Genomic DNA, 12,970 nt, shown 5'->3' on the forward strand with positions numbered 1-12,970 from the left:
CCTGATTGCGGGAGTGCCGAGTGACGCGATGGCAGCGGTACGGAACCCCGAAATCACCGTATGGCGTGATAGCCGGGTGACTGATTGACGCTGTCACGCTATGACGGAATAACTGAATTACGAGATGACTGAAGTGCGGACTGACGGGATCGGAGGGCGGGCGTGAAGATCATCAGCTTCATCAACTTTAAGGGCGGTGCTGGCAAGACCACGGCCCTGAGTGTCGTCGCCTCCGCCCTGCTCGCCCGCGGCCGCACGGTCGCGCTGTTCGAGAGCGACGAGAACGCGCCGCTCGGCACCTGGCGCAATCATGCCCGGAGGTCCGGAACCTGGGACGAGGCCTGCGCGATCTTTCCGGCCGGCGACCTGGAGTTGTTTGAGCGGTCGGCCGGCGCCGCCGAGAAGGCGGGCTTCGAGTTCGGGCTGGTCGATACCCATGGCGGCGGTTCGGAGCTCAACAGCACGGTGGTCGCGAGCTCAGCCCTCGCCATCATCCCGACGGCGATCACCTCCTACGACGTCAATGCCAGTGTCACGACCGTCGAGTTCATCGTCGACCTGATCGAGCGCGAGGAGCTCGGGCAGTCTGTGATCGTCGCCCTGCTGGTGACGAAGCTGCCGCATACGCTGAACAAGTCCCGTGAGGCCGATCTCGCCTCGATCCAGGACTTCCCGCTGTTCCAGACGATGTTGCGTGACCGCGATGCCCTGACCGGCATGCTGCGCTCCGGGTTGCTCCATCTCACGCTGGAGAAGCGGCGGACCGAGTCCTCGATCGGCGCCACCCATTTCCAGAGCGCCATGCGCGAGGCCGAGAAGCTCGTCGACGAGGTCCTAGAGGTGGTGGAGGGCTGAGGATGGTCGAGATCCGCCGGCCCAAGAAGCCCTACGAGGCGCATCGCAGGGAGTTCGCGGCGGCCCGAGGCCTGGAAACCAATCAGGGGGACGTGGAGGGTGCGGGAGCCGGGTCCCCCGCGGAGGCTCAAGGGGAAGCGAGCGTGGCGGCACCGGCGCCCCCTGCCCCGCCCGAGGCGGCCCCGAAGCCGCGGCGGGCGGGGCTCCCGCAGGAGGAGAAGCTTCGCCTGAAATTTGCTGTCCATGCGCCGATACCCGGGACCTCCGCTTGGTTCGATCGGGCGGTGGCGACCATGGGGGACGAGAAGGCGCTGCGCCTGGTCCTCGCCAAGGCCTTCGACGAGCTCGAGGCCGCCGTCGCGGCCGGCGAGGCCGTGGCGCGAGGAAGCTATCCGATCGATCCCTCCCGGAGCGCGAGTACCTCGCGGCATGTCTCGGCGGCGCTCTTCGCGAGCGGCAAGGGCGCGCTCGATCCGATGGAGCTGCTCCCGCCCGGCACTTTCGGGCGGGAGCTCGCCATGTCCGCGCTGGCGCGGCTACTCAGACGAGCGGCTTGATGACTCCCATGGGCGCTATTGCGGCTTGTACTCTCGCTCCAGCAACTCGACAGCGTGCTCCAGAGTCTCGCCGAGGCCCCATCCCTTGAGATCCGCGATCGCACAGAAGGATGCGATCGTCTCGGGGCGGGCCTTAAGATTGAGCTGGGTGTTGCGCCCCGTGCGACGTCGTCTGACTGGCGCCTCCCCTGCCCTATCGCCTTCTGGCTCAGGCTGAGGCTCACGGCTCCGAAAGCCCACGGCAGCGGCGGCCTTGCGGGTTTCGGATTTCTCGATCCGCGGTTTCGGGCTCGGCACAGCTCTTGGCATCCATTCCGCCGGATTAAAGTCTTCCAGCGCGTCCGCAAAGCCGAGGTCGGCACGCTCCTTTGCGCTCATGCGACCCTCGCGGTCTTCGTAGTTTCGCGGAGCTTCGCTAGGACCTCTCCTGCAAAGGCACGAGCGTTGTCCTGAGCCTTGCCGAGGTTACTTACCTCGGCACCGAGATCGGCCAGAACCCCGCCGTAGTCGAATATGTCACGATACGCGGCGCGCTCGACGATCGGCGTCTCGAAGACGTCGATGCCTGCCTTGTTAAGCTGCTCGCGCACGTTCTTGAGCGACCGCGTCGCAACAGCCGCGCCGGTGCGCGTCAGAAGGACGCTATGCGGAATCGTCCGGCGCGCCAGCCGCTCCTGGTTCCGGATCAGCTTGATCGTCTTGGCTGCACCCTTCGCGTCCATCGACGCACCCTGCGCCGGGATCACCACGAGGTCCGACATGCCAATGGCGTTGGCGACCATCAGGCTCGCGGTCCCTTCTAAGTCGACGATGACGAACTGGGCGGACTCGGCCGCCTTCTCGATCTGGTCGACGATCGTGTCTTCGGTGACGTCACCAAGGATTTCGATCGTGCCCGGTTTCCCTGGCAGCTTTCCCCATTGCGAAATCCACCGCTCGGGGTCGGCGTCAATGATCGCGATCTGAGCGCCCTTCTGGGCCAGCTCTCCGGCCAGGAGGAGCGCGGATGTGGTCTTGCCAGCCCCGCCCTTCGGGTTGGCGAATGAGATGATCGGCATGGGTACTCCGTTGCTGCTCGTTGGTCCGTTTTCCTCAAGGATACGCGATAGCTAGCTGTTATCCAATGGTATTTGATAGCTACCATCTCAAGGTGTGGATAGCTGGTAGCTACCCACTAGCTTACTGGTATCCGCTAGCTAATTGATCGCTACTAAATAGCTACCAGTTCGCTTTCGGATTGCTATCTCATAGCTTCCTGCTTCCTATTAGTTACCTCTTTAGTATCCGATAGCTATCCTTCTACTCACGCCAATCCCGAAGCCGGCTGATCTTCGAACCCTAATCTCAGGCGCCGAAGGCGCCCCGAATTTTCGGGTAGGGCAGGGGGCCGCTATGCGGCCGTCTCCTTCTCGTCGTCACCGGCAAGTGCCAGCAGCAGGTCCGCCGCCTTCTGCCCCTCGGCCGCGGCGCGGAAGATCGCCCGTTTGTCTTCCTTCAGCGCCTTCAGCCAGCTTTCGACGTACGCGGCGCTCTGCTCGAAATCCGGCGTGAGGCCGAGGTGGGTGCAGAGGATGACGTTGCCGAGCTCGGCGACGAGCTCCTCGAAGGCATAGGCCTTCCGGTCGGCGAACTTCTTGGTGCGGTCAAGCCGGCTGCCGTGCCCGGTCCAGTGCGTCGCCTCGTGGGCCAGGGTCGCGTAGTAGGCGCCCGCGGACTCGAAGGTCCCGACCGGCGGCATGTGGATGCGGTCGACCACCGGGTTGTAGTAGGCGCGCGGGTCGTCGCTGGTCTCGATGACCGCGCCGGTTGCCGCAAAGAAGGTCTCCAGCTCGGCGTCCGGCTCGGTCCCGAGGTCGCGGGCCGGCTCCGGCCGTCGATAGTAGCTTTCCGCCAGTCCGTCGATCTGGCCGGCGTTGAAGACATGGTAGAGCTTGGTGAACATCACCTTGCGTGTCGCGGCATCCTCGCCCGCTAGCTCGGCCTTTTCGGTGTCGAAGGTGCCGAACTTGATCACTGGCACCGACTTCTCGCCCTTCCTGACCTGGGCCCCCAGCTCCTGCGCCTGCCGATAGGTGAACCAATGCGGCGAGGCGTAGCCCTTCGCGTCAGCCTCGAGCCAGAGCAGAATGACGTTGATCCCGCGGTAGGGCTCGCCGCAGGCCCGCAGCGGAAAGGCCGCGCCGCCCCGGTCTCCGGTCCACGGCTTCCGCCACGGCGGCGTGCCCGCCTCGATCGCCGCGATGATGCGGTCCGTCACTTCCTGCTGCGCATCGAACTTGCCGGTCATGTCCGTCTCCTTCGTGGTGGAGCGGTCGGGGTCTTCTGCCCTCGGCCCGCCGTCTGGGCGGCGCCTCCCGGTCGACCGACCGGAAATGCTCTCCGCATTTCCCGGGTGGGCAGAGCGGGGAGGGCGCTGCCCGACCCGCGGCCGGACGAGTGCGGGTCAACCGGGCGGAGGCGCCCCTGGCGCGGCCCGCAGCCGGAGGCGAGGACACGGGGGGCGTCGGAGCCGGCGATGTTTAGTCGCCGCTTGCCGGTTGACGCGCGGGCGCCCGGATGCTGGGCGGACGTCATGCATGGCGAAGTCGTCAGGGTGGGGGTGAGCGGGCCTCCGGCCCGTCGATCCCTCGACCTGGCCGTCGATCAACGCGATCGCCGACGGCGATCACCGCTTCATTTCCTCACTGCCTGACTTCCGTAGTCCCTCGTTTCGGCGGGGGGCGCGAGAGGAGGGCGGCCGACCGGCCGCCCTCCGAGGTCCGTCAGGACTGTGTCACCTCGTCCGAGGCCGGGTCGTCTTCCGGTCGGGGCGGGAAGCCGACGAGCTCGGTGACGGCGACGGGGAAGTCGAGCTTCACCGAGAGGAAGACCTCGCCGGTCTCGCGGCGGGCGTTCTCGAAGATCGCGCCGACGCGGCGGAAGCGGGTCTCGGTCTGGCCGTTGCGCTCGAAGGTGTAGGGGACGGTAAGGACGTAGCGGGTCATGTCAGCCTCCGTTGTTTCGGTGACGACCGGCGGGCGGATCGAAAGAGGGTAGGGGGCAACCGCGAATGCGGAGGGTCCGCGAAGGGGAAGCCGTATTCGTGGTTGCCGGCGTACCTGCGCCGGGCACGCCCTGGCCGCGATCCGCGAGGGTGTCATCGCTGCGAAACAGGAGGCTGACCGTGGCTCGGTCGACGGCCTGCATCTCCCCGCTGAACGGCGCAGCGGCATCGCCGAGAACCCGTCATCAAAGGCACCGTCGAGCACGCCACATGGAGACACGGGCAGAAACCATCACGGCCCGATCGACCGACCTGGCGCCGGACCAACTCGAGGCTCTTCGCACTGTCCGACCAGAACCCCAAGGTGACGTCGATCACCGGACCGGACGACTGGATCGGCCGACGCTTCGACTATCCGCGCCAGGGCAGGGCAGGGGGCTCGCGCGAGGGATCGTCACCCGAATGGGCCGAGACGGCTTGCCGGCTCGGGGAGGCCGGCACGGCCGAGTAGAGCCCGGTCCCGGCCATGGCCGGGGACGCGCCTCGGTGTAGCTGTCAGGGCAGGGTTTCGCAGGCGACCCCGTCATGATCGCGATCGAGCCGATAGGGATCTCCCGGACCGGCATCCTCGTAGATCCGCTGCGCCTCGGCCTGCGTCGAGAAATCCCCGCAATCGTAGTCCCTTGCTGACACAACCCCCCGGCGCCGTCAGCATCGCCGCAACAACCAGAATGAACCGCACGGCCGCCCCCCGCAGCTCCCCGGACCAGACCCTAGGGCATCGCCGTACGACCGCTCAACGCCGGCCTCGCACCTTCGCTAATGCGCCCGGCGATAGTCCCACGGCATCTCGAACCGGGTCGACCAGAGCCCCAGCCCTGCCGCCTCCGCCTCACCCTCGGCCTCGACGTACTGCTTCGAATACTTCCGGTAGGCCACCGCCTGGCCGGCCGCGACCATCCGCTCGTTTAGGTTCACGTCGCCGAGCCAGCAGGTCGCGATGTCTCGCCCGTAGCGATCGACGTCATGCGGAAGGCACCGCACCGTTCCGTGCCCGATCAGATCGGCGAGGAAGAACGCCGACCTCTGCCCGCAGCGCTCCTTCCGGCCTTCGCGAAGACAGAGCTGCGCCGACTCCGGCGCATCGATGCCGTCGAGCCGGATCCGCCGATCGTGGATCTCGAGTGTGTCCCCGTCGATCACGCTGGCGACTCCGATGATCTCGGCGTCGCGGCGCACCGCCTCGGTCGCTGTCGCCGGCAGGCCGATCGTCATCATGACGCCGACCGCCATCAACGCCTGCGCGGCGACCTCGATGATGCGCACTGCCGCTTCCTCGCTTCTCTGCATCCGACAATCCTCGCCGGCGATCCCCTAACAAGCGGTGCGCGCGGCCTGAGCAAGACCCGGGCGGCTGCGAGCGGGCCGAAGGCCCGTCGAGCCGCCGCCCGCCGGCAAACCCCTCGATCGCCATCGGCGATCTCCGCTGCCCGCGCGCCCGGTTTCCGGCGGCATCGCGGATGGCCGATGTCGAAGCCGGGGGGGCGTCTGCCCCCCGGCACCCCCCGAGGATATTTAGACGACGAAAATGGAGCAGGGGAGGGGCCCCGCCCCGAGGGCGGGATCAGCCGGGATCGGCGGGGCGGCGCAGGGTGAGGATGCAGGTGTTGACGTTGGTGCCGCTCTCGCTGAACGCGCCGACTGGCAGGTCTTCCCAGGAGCCACTCAGGAGGCCGTGGTCGTAGCGCGCCGTCGCCGGCAGGATCGCGGTCAGGACGCCGTTCAGGTGCAGGTAGCGGAGTGCGTGCTCGACGTGGCGGACATAGTGGGTGCCGTAGAAGGGCGGGTTCATCACCACCCGGTCATAGTCGCCGGTCGGCACGGTCTCGAGGAAGTTGGCGCGCTGGACGGCGTGACCCTTCTCGCGGGCTTCCGCGGCGCGAGCGCCGTCGACTTCGATGCCGAACGGCTTGGCGCCGGCGTCGCGCAGCGCGTCGAGCAGCCGGCCGCAGCCGCAGGAGGGCTCGAGGACGCGCTCGCCGGCGATGCGGCCCAGGCCCTCGACGATCCGCCGCGCCAGCGGGGCAGGGGTCGGGTAATACTGCAGGTCGCGCGCCACCGCCGTCCCGGCGCGCGGTCGCGCCGGCGTGTCGTCCTCTACGTCGGGCAGGACCTCGCCATACCACTCGGCCAGCGCCCGGTTGATGTCGCGGAGCGTCGGCTCCTCGAAGAAGAGATGGCCGTTGCGGTTGGCGAAGCGCCGCAGGCGCAAGCCCCGCGCTTCGGTGCGGAACGGCTCGCCGTAGCCGGCCCGGACCTCCTTGCCGGCGAGACAGGCCTCGCCGTCGTCGAGAAGGGCGCGGAGCTCCGGCCAGGTCACGAGCGGCAGGCGCTGGTAGGCGGCGAGCGCGTTCAGCACGTCGCGGAGCCGGTCGGTCCCCCAAGCGCCATAGTCGCCGACCGAGCGCAGGATCACCCGCTTCGGCAGGCCGGCGACGCCGACCTTGACCTTGGAGTGCGAGCGATAGGCGGGGTCGAGCCCGCAGAACACTTCGGCGAGGCCGCGGAGAATGTGGTGGCGCGGGTTCAGCAGGTAGTCGCCGAACCGCTCGCGGATCTCCACGAGCGTGAACGCTGGCGGCTTCTCCAGCATCTGCTCGAAGCGGCGCTTGTCGGCCGCCGAAGCAATCTCCGCGACGGCGAGGCCCTCGTAGACGTGGCGCCACGCCGATTTCAGGAGGGCGGCCTCCATCGCCCACGGCGCGGGGCCGGAGCTGTCGCGGAGCAGGGGGCCGCCGTAGGCCGTCCCGATGCTGGCGGCCGCGGCGAGCTCCGCGACCGATCGGCCGTAGGCGGCCAGCGCCTCGGCGATGCCGGCGCGCTTTGCGTCGTATTCCTCGACGATGTCGGAGAGGCGGCGGCGCAGGGCAGGGGCGTGCATGTTCATCGGTCCGCCCTCCCTCAGTGACACGGCCGCTTGCCGAAATGCTCCCACTGGTCGCAGGAGCCGAGGTCGTCGATGATCTCGGCCTCCCGGCCGAAGCGGGCCTTGTAGGCTTCGAGGAAGGTCTGGGCGTCCTCGTCCTCCTCGAGCCCGAGCTGGTCGCCGCGTCGGTAGCTGTAGGGGGTGATGTCGGCCTCGCTGAGCCCGACCGCCGCGAGCTCGTCCGGGGTGACGATCAACCAGCCGTGGTAGGAGCTGGCGAGAAAGGTGAAATGTGTCCGCATGGGAACCGGTCTCCTTCGTGGTGGAGCGGCCGGGGTCTTCGCCCTCGATCCGCCGTTCGGGCGGAGCCGTCCCGGTCTGCCTTCCCCGGAAATGCGCCCCGCATTTCCGGGGAAGGCAGAGCGGGGAGGGCGACTGCCCGACCCGCGGCCGGGCGGGCGCGGGTCAGACCTGGGCGGAGACGCCCCGTGGCGCGGCCCGCAGCCGCAGGCGAGGACACGGGGGGCGGCGGAGCCGGCGGCTTTGGCCGCCGCTTGCCGGTTGACGCGCGGTCGCCCGGATGCTGGGCGGACGTGACGGATGGCGAAATCGTCAGGGCGGGGGTGAGCGGGCCTCGGCCCGTCGATCCCCCGACCTGTCCGCAGAACATCGCGATCGCCGTCGGCGATCCCCGCTGCCCGGAACGGAAGCCGCCTGCGCGCGAGTGAGGAATTCGGGAAATCAGGAAACGAGGCTCCCGCGTCAGCGGGAGCCCGCGGGGTCAGAGCCGGTACTCGCGCACCAGCTCCTGCTCGCAGTGGTGGAACTCCAGCATCTGCCGGAAGAAGGCGTGGCGCTCGGCGCGGAGCGCGCGTCCGCCCCGCGCCGTCGCCGAGAGCAGCCGGCGGGCCGCCCGGATCACTTCCCGGTCGGTCGACCACACCGGCACGCCGAGGCGGCAGTAGGTGCCGAACATCGCTCAGCCCTCCGCCTGGCCGGCGAGGCGCCACTCGCGCGCGCAGCGCACCGCCGTCCGGATCGCCCGCCGGAAGGTGGCCCGGGCCCAGGGCTCGCGGCGGTGCTTCTGGTGCCAGTAGGGCAGGTCGCTCATCTCGTCGGCGTGCTTCTGCCGCCAACCCATCTGACGAATCAGGCTTTTCCGCAGGTGGCTGGTCCAACCCCGGCCGTCGTTGCGGGCACGGGTGAGGCTCCACTCCTCGCCGTTGTGGACGAGGCGGCGGGTGAAGCACGGGAAGCCGCCGTGGCTCTCCCGGAACGCCCGGGCGTCGTACCGAATCGAATGATGAAAGGCTTTCCATTCCGCGCGTTGCATCGCGATCTCCATCTGTCGGATTGGGAATGACGGGAGGCGCTCGCCCCCCGCCCGAAGGTCCGGTCAGTCGACCGGGTGGCCCGCCTCGATCGCGTCGGCGCAGGTGTTGCAGTGGCCGTGGTCCGGCATGCCGCGGAAGAGAACGCCACAGCGCGTGCAGGTGCGCTCGACACCGTGCGCCTGCAGAAACCGGGCGTAGCCGATCTCCCCGTCCTCGTAGTCCTCGAAGAGCTCGATCTCGTCGTCGTCCTCGAAGTCGTCGTCGTCGATGGCCATCGGCCGGTCTCCTTCGTGGTGGCGCGTCGGGGGTCTTCTGCCCTTCGGTCCGCTCTTGGGCGGAGCCGTCCCGGTCTGCCGACCGGAAATGCACCCCGCATTTCCCGGGTGGGCAGAGCGGGGAGGGCGACTGCCCGACCCGCGGCCGGGGGAGCGCGGGTCAACCGGGTGGAGACGCCCCTGGCGCGGCCCGCAGCCGCAGGCGAGGACACGGGGGGCGGTGGAGCCGGCGGCCATGGCCGCCGCCTGCCGGTTGACGCGCGGTCGCCCGGATGCTGGGCGGACGTGACGGATGGCAAAGTCGTCAGGGCGGGGGTGAGCGGGCCTCGGCCCGTCGATCCCCCGGCCCTGTCCGCAGATCATCGCGATCGCCGACGGCGATCCCTCACGCGACAGCGCGCTTGCACCGCGGGTTGATCAGGAACATTTAGAGAACATTCCCGCGCACCAGAGGACTCATGACTCGCCGAAGCACGCCCCAGAGACGGATCGACGACGAGGCTTTCCCGGTGCGGGTCAAGCTGTTGGTGCCCGAGGGTGGTTTCGAGCGGCAGTTCGACAACCTCTACCGATGGCTCGATCAGGAGGTCGGGCGCGGGGAGTACGCCTTCCATGCAGCGAGCGCGCTCGGACTCTCGCGGGACGCGGTCGCGGTCTACTTCCGGGCGCCGGAGACCGCGCACCGGTTCGTCGCGCGCTTCCCGGACCTCCTGCTGGCGGACGGCACCGACTCCGTGGTCTACACCTCCCCCTATCTGCCCTTCGGCCGGCCCCAGGACGAGAAGTCGCCCATGTGCAACCTCTACTCGATGACCCGCTCGCAGGAGGCGATGCGCCGGCTCTTCGCCGGCCTCGAGGACCGCGCCGGCAACATGCCGCCGCTGCCGGGCATCTACCCGGACTATCCGGCGCCGATCGTCCGCAACGCCGGCGAGGGCAGGGAGCTCGTCATGGCACGCTGGGGCATGCCGACGCCGCCGCAGTACCTCGCCGGCAAGAAGGTCGACCGCGGGGTGACGAACATCCGGCAGACGAGCTCGTCGCACTGGCGGCCCTGGCTCGGCCCCGAGCACCGCTGCTTGGTGCCCTTCACCAGCTTCGCCGAGAACGAGACGCTGGCGGACGGTTCGCGGCCGCCGGTGTGGTTCGCCTTCGACGAGTCCCGCCCGCTTGCCTTCTTCGCCGGGCTGTGGGCGACCTGGACCAGCACGCGGAAGGTGAAGGAGGGGCCGGTGACGGCGGACCTCTTCGGCTTCCTGACCACGACGCCGAACGCCGAGGTCCGCGCCGTTCACCCGAAGGCGATGCCGGTGATCCTGACCGAACCGGCGGAATGGGATACCTGGCTCTCGGCGCCGTGGAGCGAGGCGAAGGCGCTGCAGCGGCCGCTGCGGGACGGCGCCCTGCGGATCGTGCTGCGCGGCGAGAAGGAAGACACCGTGGCGCCGGCGACCCTGTGAGGCGGCCTATTCCTCCGGCGGCGCGCTCTCGCTGAAGAAGGCATCGATGTCGCGGTGGCTCTCCAGGACGTTGACCACCTCCAGCACGTCGTCGCGGTAGCGGAAGAAGATCACGTAGTTTCCGAAGGGGAAGCTGCGGAGGTCGGGCCTGAGCTCGGGGCGGGCGCGACCGAGCGTGCCGGGGAGCGAGGCCAGCCTGGCGCATTGGCCCTGAAGCCGTTCGGTGAAGGCGAGGCCGATCGCGGCGCTGCCGCTCTCGCGGGCGATGTACTCGAGGATCGACAGGAGATCGCGCTCGGCGGCCGTGAGGTAGACGAGGCGGCGCACTACAGCCCTTCGGTCGCCAACGCCCGCGCCTTCGCCGACAGGGCGCCGCTCACCTCGTCCTGGCTCCGCGCCCCGCCCTCGGCGATCGAGGCCTCGATCGTCTGGCGCAGGGCCGCCAGCTTCGCCTCGCGCTCCTCGACCAGGCGGAGGCCTTCGCGCACCACCTCGCTCGCCGAGCCGTAGCGGCCGTCCTGCACGACGCCCTCGACGAACTCTTCCCAGCGCTTCCCGATCGACACGTTCATCGTCAGCCTCCTGCTCGGAGCAACCTATAACACAAATGGCGCATAAACTGCTATCTCCACATTCTCACTCGGATCGGAGAAACCACGGGAAATCTTCCATACAGCGCTGGAATCCCGCGGATTCCTGTTCTACGATTCCGGTGCGGTACAGCCGGGGACGGCGATGACCGCCGACGGAAATGAGACAGCCTGTTCCTCCGCAAGGAGGGCAGGCTGTCTTCGTTTCGGGGCACCGCGCCCGCGCTACCGCGGCCATTCCTCGTCGGGCCAGTCACGGGCGGTGTGGATCACCCGAAGGATCGAGACGATCTCCCGGTCCCCGCGCCGCGTCAGCGCATAGGCGATGATGTACCGTAACCCCGTTACCGACTTCTCGTAGGTTCCGGCGACCCGGCCCGGCCGGCCGGTCGGCATTTCGCCGAGGGCGTCGCCGGTGGTGCGCAGGCGATCGGCGACGCGCTGCGCCGCGGCGGGGTTCTCGGCAGCGATGTAGGCGATCTGGGCCTTCAGGTCATCGAGCGCGTCCCGGGACCATTCCACCGCTCGCGTCACGGCGCCACGCTCCCGGCCGGGAAGAGCTCGCCCGCCGCGCGGACGCCCTCCGGCAACCGGGTCGCCAGGCCGTTCGAGACCAGCCGCGAGAGGTAGGTGCTGAAGGTGCCACCCGAGGCAGCGAGGCCGAGCTCCTTGGCGAGGACCTCGCGGTCGACCGTGGCCGGGTATCGTCCGGCCAGCACCGCCAGCATGCGCCCGGCCCCGCCGGCGCCGACGGCCTCGCACCATCGGCCGACGAGCTCCTCACTGCTCGGCGGGGGGCCTACTTCGCCGGCGGCGGCTCGACCGGCCTCGTTCACGAACCAGGTGCCACCGACGCCGGCGCCGAGATAGCCGCTGGTGCGCAGGCGCGAGACGTAGGTCGACCAGGTGCCGCCCTTGGCGGAGAGCCCGGCGAGGGTCGCCCACTGGCGCATCGTCGCCGGCCGACCGTGCGCCACCAGCACGCGGAGGATGCGCAGCTCAGCGCCCTCGCCGCGGCCGCGGCGGGCGATCGACCGAGCCTTCGGGCGCGGGGCAGGGGCCACGGCCACGGGCGCGGGGGCCTCCTCCGCTGGCGGGTGGGTGGGCGAAGTGACGATCTCGCCGGCGAGGGGCGCGAGGGCGCCAGCCGCCGCGCGGATGGCGGCCCGACACGCCTCGAGCTCAGCGAGCGCCTGGTCGCGCTCGCGCTCCAGCCGATCGCGTTCGGCGCGCAGCGCCGTCAGCGCCTTGCCGTCGTCCTGGCGAGGCTTGTCGGAGACCGGCGCCGCCAACGCCGCGGTGAAAGTCGGGCCCATCGTGATCAACGAGGTGATGGCCAGCAACGGAGCCACCGCGATGGATGAGAACGACCAGTACGAAGACTGGATCGAACTGTACAATACCAGCAACCTCAGTTTCGACCTCAGCGGTTACTACATCACCGACAATTCGGCCAACCTCGACAAGTGGAGATTCCCGGCCGGCACCGTCATTCCGCCGTCGGGTTACCTGATCCTTTGGGCCGATGAAGACAGCAGCCAGGGGCCACTTCACACCAACTTCAAACTTTCCATCGCCGGTGAATTCCTGGCATTGCTGGACACCGGTCTCAACTTTGTGGACACCCTCAGTTTTCCGCAACAGGTCACAGACATGGGATATGCCCGCGTACCCAATGGTACCGGCCCTTTTGTGATTCAAAACAGGACTTTTGCCGCCAACAACTCGATGACACCAACCGCCGAACCTGCGGCATTGACGGTACCGGCGATCCGTGTTTCCCCCAATCCGGCAAACGATCATTTCACCGTGACGCTGACAGCAGAACAGACGGACGGACGCCTGCAACTGACCGATATTTCGGGGAGGATGCTAAAGGAAATGTCGGCCCAGCCGGTCTTACAAATAGAGGTTGCTGAATTGCCGCAAGGCATATACTTCCTGAAATGGGGCGAACTGACCACCAAACTGGTCATCACCCGTTGAGTCG

General features: G+C 68.6%; 20 protein-coding genes. 5 read left to right on the forward strand and 15 right to left on the reverse strand.

Translation table 11 applies throughout. The annotated features are described in order from the left end of the window. Positions 1-162 precede the first annotated feature (162 nt). Both Q0480_RS12875 and Q0480_RS12880 read left to right on the forward strand, forming a co-directional pair. On the forward strand, positions 163-855 hold the full coding sequence (locus Q0480_RS12875; protein ID WP_299133509.1) for an AAA family ATPase: 693 nt from the start codon (positions 163-165) through the stop codon (positions 853-855). A gap of 2 nt (positions 856-857) precedes the next feature. Then, positions 858-1,412, forward strand: a complete 555-nt coding sequence (locus tag Q0480_RS12880) for a VirC2 family conjugal transfer protein (protein ID WP_299133512.1) — start codon at positions 858-860, stop codon at positions 1,410-1,412. A gap of 15 nt (positions 1,413-1,427) precedes the next feature. Here the strand turns inward: Q0480_RS12880 and Q0480_RS12885 are convergent, their stop codons facing one another. The 4 genes from Q0480_RS12885 to Q0480_RS12900 all read right to left on the reverse strand — a co-directional run bounded on the left by Q0480_RS12885 (position 1,428) and on the right by Q0480_RS12900 (position 4,396). Continuing rightward, on the reverse strand, positions 1,428-1,790 hold the full coding sequence (locus Q0480_RS12885; protein WP_299133514.1) for a hypothetical protein: 363 nt from the start codon (positions 1,788-1,790) through the stop codon (positions 1,428-1,430). Beyond that, complete coding sequence (locus tag Q0480_RS12890) at positions 1,787-2,470, reverse strand: ParA family protein (protein WP_299133516.1); 684 nt, start codon at positions 2,468-2,470, stop codon at positions 1,787-1,789. Before Q0480_RS12890 ends, Q0480_RS12885 begins: the two co-directional genes overlap by 4 nt. A gap of 332 nt (positions 2,471-2,802) precedes the next feature. Further along, the gene (locus tag Q0480_RS12895) at positions 2,803-3,699 is read right to left on the reverse strand and encodes a zincin-like metallopeptidase domain-containing protein (protein ID WP_299133518.1); all 897 of its coding nucleotides are present in this window, start codon (positions 3,697-3,699) and stop codon (positions 2,803-2,805) included. Between the two features lie 475 nt (positions 3,700-4,174). Then, positions 4,175-4,396 (reverse strand): hypothetical protein, encoded by a 222-nt coding sequence (locus Q0480_RS12900; RefSeq protein ID WP_184155334.1) that lies wholly within the window; start codon positions 4,394-4,396, stop codon positions 4,175-4,177. Between the two features lie 363 nt (positions 4,397-4,759). Here Q0480_RS12900 and Q0480_RS12905 point away from each other — a divergent pair, with 363 nt between their 5' ends. Further along, entirely contained in the window at positions 4,760-4,906 is a 147-nt protein-coding gene (locus Q0480_RS12905) for a hypothetical protein (RefSeq protein WP_299133519.1), read from the forward strand. A 44-nt stretch (positions 4,907-4,950) separates the two neighbouring features. Here Q0480_RS12905 and Q0480_RS12910 read toward each other — a convergent pair whose 3' ends face one another. From Q0480_RS12910 to Q0480_RS12940, 7 genes are all read right to left on the reverse strand, one after another. Then, positions 4,951-5,088 carry an excalibur calcium-binding domain-containing protein gene (locus Q0480_RS12910; protein ID WP_299133521.1) on the reverse strand — a complete coding sequence of 46 codons (138 nt, stop codon included), beginning with the start codon at positions 5,086-5,088 and terminating at the stop codon, positions 4,951-4,953. 126 nt (positions 5,089-5,214) lie between these two features. After that, positions 5,215-5,745 (reverse strand): thermonuclease family protein, encoded by a 531-nt coding sequence (locus Q0480_RS12915; RefSeq protein WP_299133522.1) that lies wholly within the window; start codon positions 5,743-5,745, stop codon positions 5,215-5,217. A 274-nt stretch (positions 5,746-6,019) separates the two neighbouring features. After that, entirely contained in the window at positions 6,020-7,342 is a 1,323-nt protein-coding gene (locus Q0480_RS12920; RefSeq protein ID WP_299133523.1) for a DUF4942 domain-containing protein, read from the reverse strand. Between the two features lie 14 nt (positions 7,343-7,356). Next, complete coding sequence (locus Q0480_RS12925; protein ID WP_299133524.1) at positions 7,357-7,623, reverse strand: hypothetical protein; 267 nt, start codon at positions 7,621-7,623, stop codon at positions 7,357-7,359. 479 nt (positions 7,624-8,102) lie between these two features. Further along, positions 8,103-8,297: a hypothetical protein gene (locus tag Q0480_RS12930; protein ID WP_299133526.1), complete on the reverse strand. Its 195-nt coding sequence runs from the start codon at positions 8,295-8,297 to the stop codon at positions 8,103-8,105. 3 nt (positions 8,298-8,300) lie between these two features. Further along, the gene (locus Q0480_RS12935; protein WP_299133527.1) at positions 8,301-8,654 is read right to left on the reverse strand and encodes a hypothetical protein; all 354 of its coding nucleotides are present in this window, start codon (positions 8,652-8,654) and stop codon (positions 8,301-8,303) included. 63 nt (positions 8,655-8,717) lie between these two features. After that, positions 8,718-8,930 carry a hypothetical protein gene (locus tag Q0480_RS12940; RefSeq protein WP_299133528.1) on the reverse strand — a complete coding sequence of 71 codons (213 nt, stop codon included), beginning with the start codon at positions 8,928-8,930 and terminating at the stop codon, positions 8,718-8,720. Between the two features lie 458 nt (positions 8,931-9,388). Between Q0480_RS12940 and Q0480_RS12945 the strand changes: the two genes are divergently transcribed. After that, a complete protein-coding gene (locus tag Q0480_RS12945) occupies positions 9,389-10,390 on the forward strand; it encodes an SOS response-associated peptidase (protein WP_299133529.1) in 1,002 nt (333 codons plus the stop codon). Positions 10,391-10,396: 6 nt separating this feature from the next. Here the strand turns inward: Q0480_RS12945 and Q0480_RS12950 are convergent, their stop codons facing one another. From Q0480_RS12950 to Q0480_RS12965, 4 genes are all read right to left on the reverse strand, one after another. After that, positions 10,397-10,717 carry a type II toxin-antitoxin system RelE/ParE family toxin gene (locus Q0480_RS12950; RefSeq protein WP_299133531.1) on the reverse strand — a complete coding sequence of 107 codons (321 nt, stop codon included), beginning with the start codon at positions 10,715-10,717 and terminating at the stop codon, positions 10,397-10,399. Next, entirely contained in the window at positions 10,717-10,962 is a 246-nt protein-coding gene (locus Q0480_RS12955; RefSeq protein WP_299133532.1) for a type II toxin-antitoxin system ParD family antitoxin, read from the reverse strand. The genes Q0480_RS12950 and Q0480_RS12955 overlap by 1 nt, the downstream gene beginning before the upstream one ends. A 243-nt stretch (positions 10,963-11,205) precedes the next feature. After that, positions 11,206-11,514 carry a type II toxin-antitoxin system RelE/ParE family toxin gene (locus Q0480_RS12960; protein ID WP_299133533.1) on the reverse strand — a complete coding sequence of 103 codons (309 nt, stop codon included), beginning with the start codon at positions 11,512-11,514 and terminating at the stop codon, positions 11,206-11,208. After that, positions 11,511-12,296, reverse strand: a complete 786-nt coding sequence (locus Q0480_RS12965; protein ID WP_299133534.1) for a hypothetical protein — start codon at positions 12,294-12,296, stop codon at positions 11,511-11,513. The genes Q0480_RS12960 and Q0480_RS12965 overlap by 4 nt, the downstream gene beginning before the upstream one ends. Before the next feature lies 1 nt (position 12,297). On the opposite strand from Q0480_RS12965, the gene Q0480_RS12970 reads away from it, so the two are divergent. Then, a complete protein-coding gene (locus Q0480_RS12970) occupies positions 12,298-12,966 on the forward strand; it encodes a lamin tail domain-containing protein (RefSeq protein WP_299133535.1) in 669 nt (222 codons plus the stop codon). Positions 12,967-12,970 lie beyond the last annotated feature (4 nt).

The sequence above is a fragment of the uncultured Amaricoccus sp. genome (assembly GCF_937891315.1).
GTDB lineage: Bacteria > Pseudomonadota > Alphaproteobacteria > Rhodobacterales > Rhodobacteraceae > Amaricoccus.

What these genes read in the sequence shown, in the direction of transcription:
- Q0480_RS12915 (WP_299133522.1), bottom strand. Translation starts at nt 5,745, where the DNA reads ATGCAGAGAAGCGAGGAAGCGGCAGTGCGCATCATCGAGGTCGCCGCG.
- Q0480_RS12900 (WP_184155334.1), bottom strand. Translation starts at nt 4,396, where the DNA reads ATGACCCGCTACGTCCTTACCGTCCCCTACACCTTCGAGCGCAACGGC.
- Q0480_RS12955 (WP_299133532.1), bottom strand. Translation starts at nt 10,962, where the DNA reads ATGAACGTGTCGATCGGGAAGCGCTGGGAAGAGTTCGTCGAGGGCGTC.
- Q0480_RS12880 (WP_299133512.1), top strand. Translation starts at nt 858, where the DNA reads ATGGTCGAGATCCGCCGGCCCAAGAAGCCCTACGAGGCGCATCGCAGG.
- Q0480_RS12890 (WP_299133516.1), bottom strand. Translation starts at nt 2,470, where the DNA reads ATGCCGATCATCTCATTCGCCAACCCGAAGGGCGGGGCTGGCAAGACC.
- Q0480_RS12895 (WP_299133518.1), bottom strand. Translation starts at nt 3,699, where the DNA reads ATGACCGGCAAGTTCGATGCGCAGCAGGAAGTGACGGACCGCATCATC.
- Q0480_RS12945 (WP_299133529.1), top strand. Translation starts at nt 9,389, where the DNA reads ATGACTCGCCGAAGCACGCCCCAGAGACGGATCGACGACGAGGCTTTC.
- Q0480_RS12920 (WP_299133523.1), bottom strand. Translation starts at nt 7,342, where the DNA reads ATGAACATGCACGCCCCTGCCCTGCGCCGCCGCCTCTCCGACATCGTC.
- Q0480_RS12885 (WP_299133514.1), bottom strand. Translation starts at nt 1,790, where the DNA reads ATGAGCGCAAAGGAGCGTGCCGACCTCGGCTTTGCGGACGCGCTGGAA.
- Q0480_RS12940 (WP_299133528.1), bottom strand. Translation starts at nt 8,930, where the DNA reads ATGGCCATCGACGACGACGACTTCGAGGACGACGACGAGATCGAGCTC.
- Q0480_RS12925 (WP_299133524.1), bottom strand. Translation starts at nt 7,623, where the DNA reads ATGCGGACACATTTCACCTTTCTCGCCAGCTCCTACCACGGCTGGTTG.
- Q0480_RS12965 (WP_299133534.1), bottom strand. Translation starts at nt 12,296, where the DNA reads ATGGGCCCGACTTTCACCGCGGCGTTGGCGGCGCCGGTCTCCGACAAG.
- Q0480_RS12935 (WP_299133527.1), bottom strand. Translation starts at nt 8,654, where the DNA reads ATGCAACGCGCGGAATGGAAAGCCTTTCATCATTCGATTCGGTACGAC.
- Q0480_RS12930 (WP_299133526.1), bottom strand. Translation starts at nt 8,297, where the DNA reads ATGTTCGGCACCTACTGCCGCCTCGGCGTGCCGGTGTGGTCGACCGAC.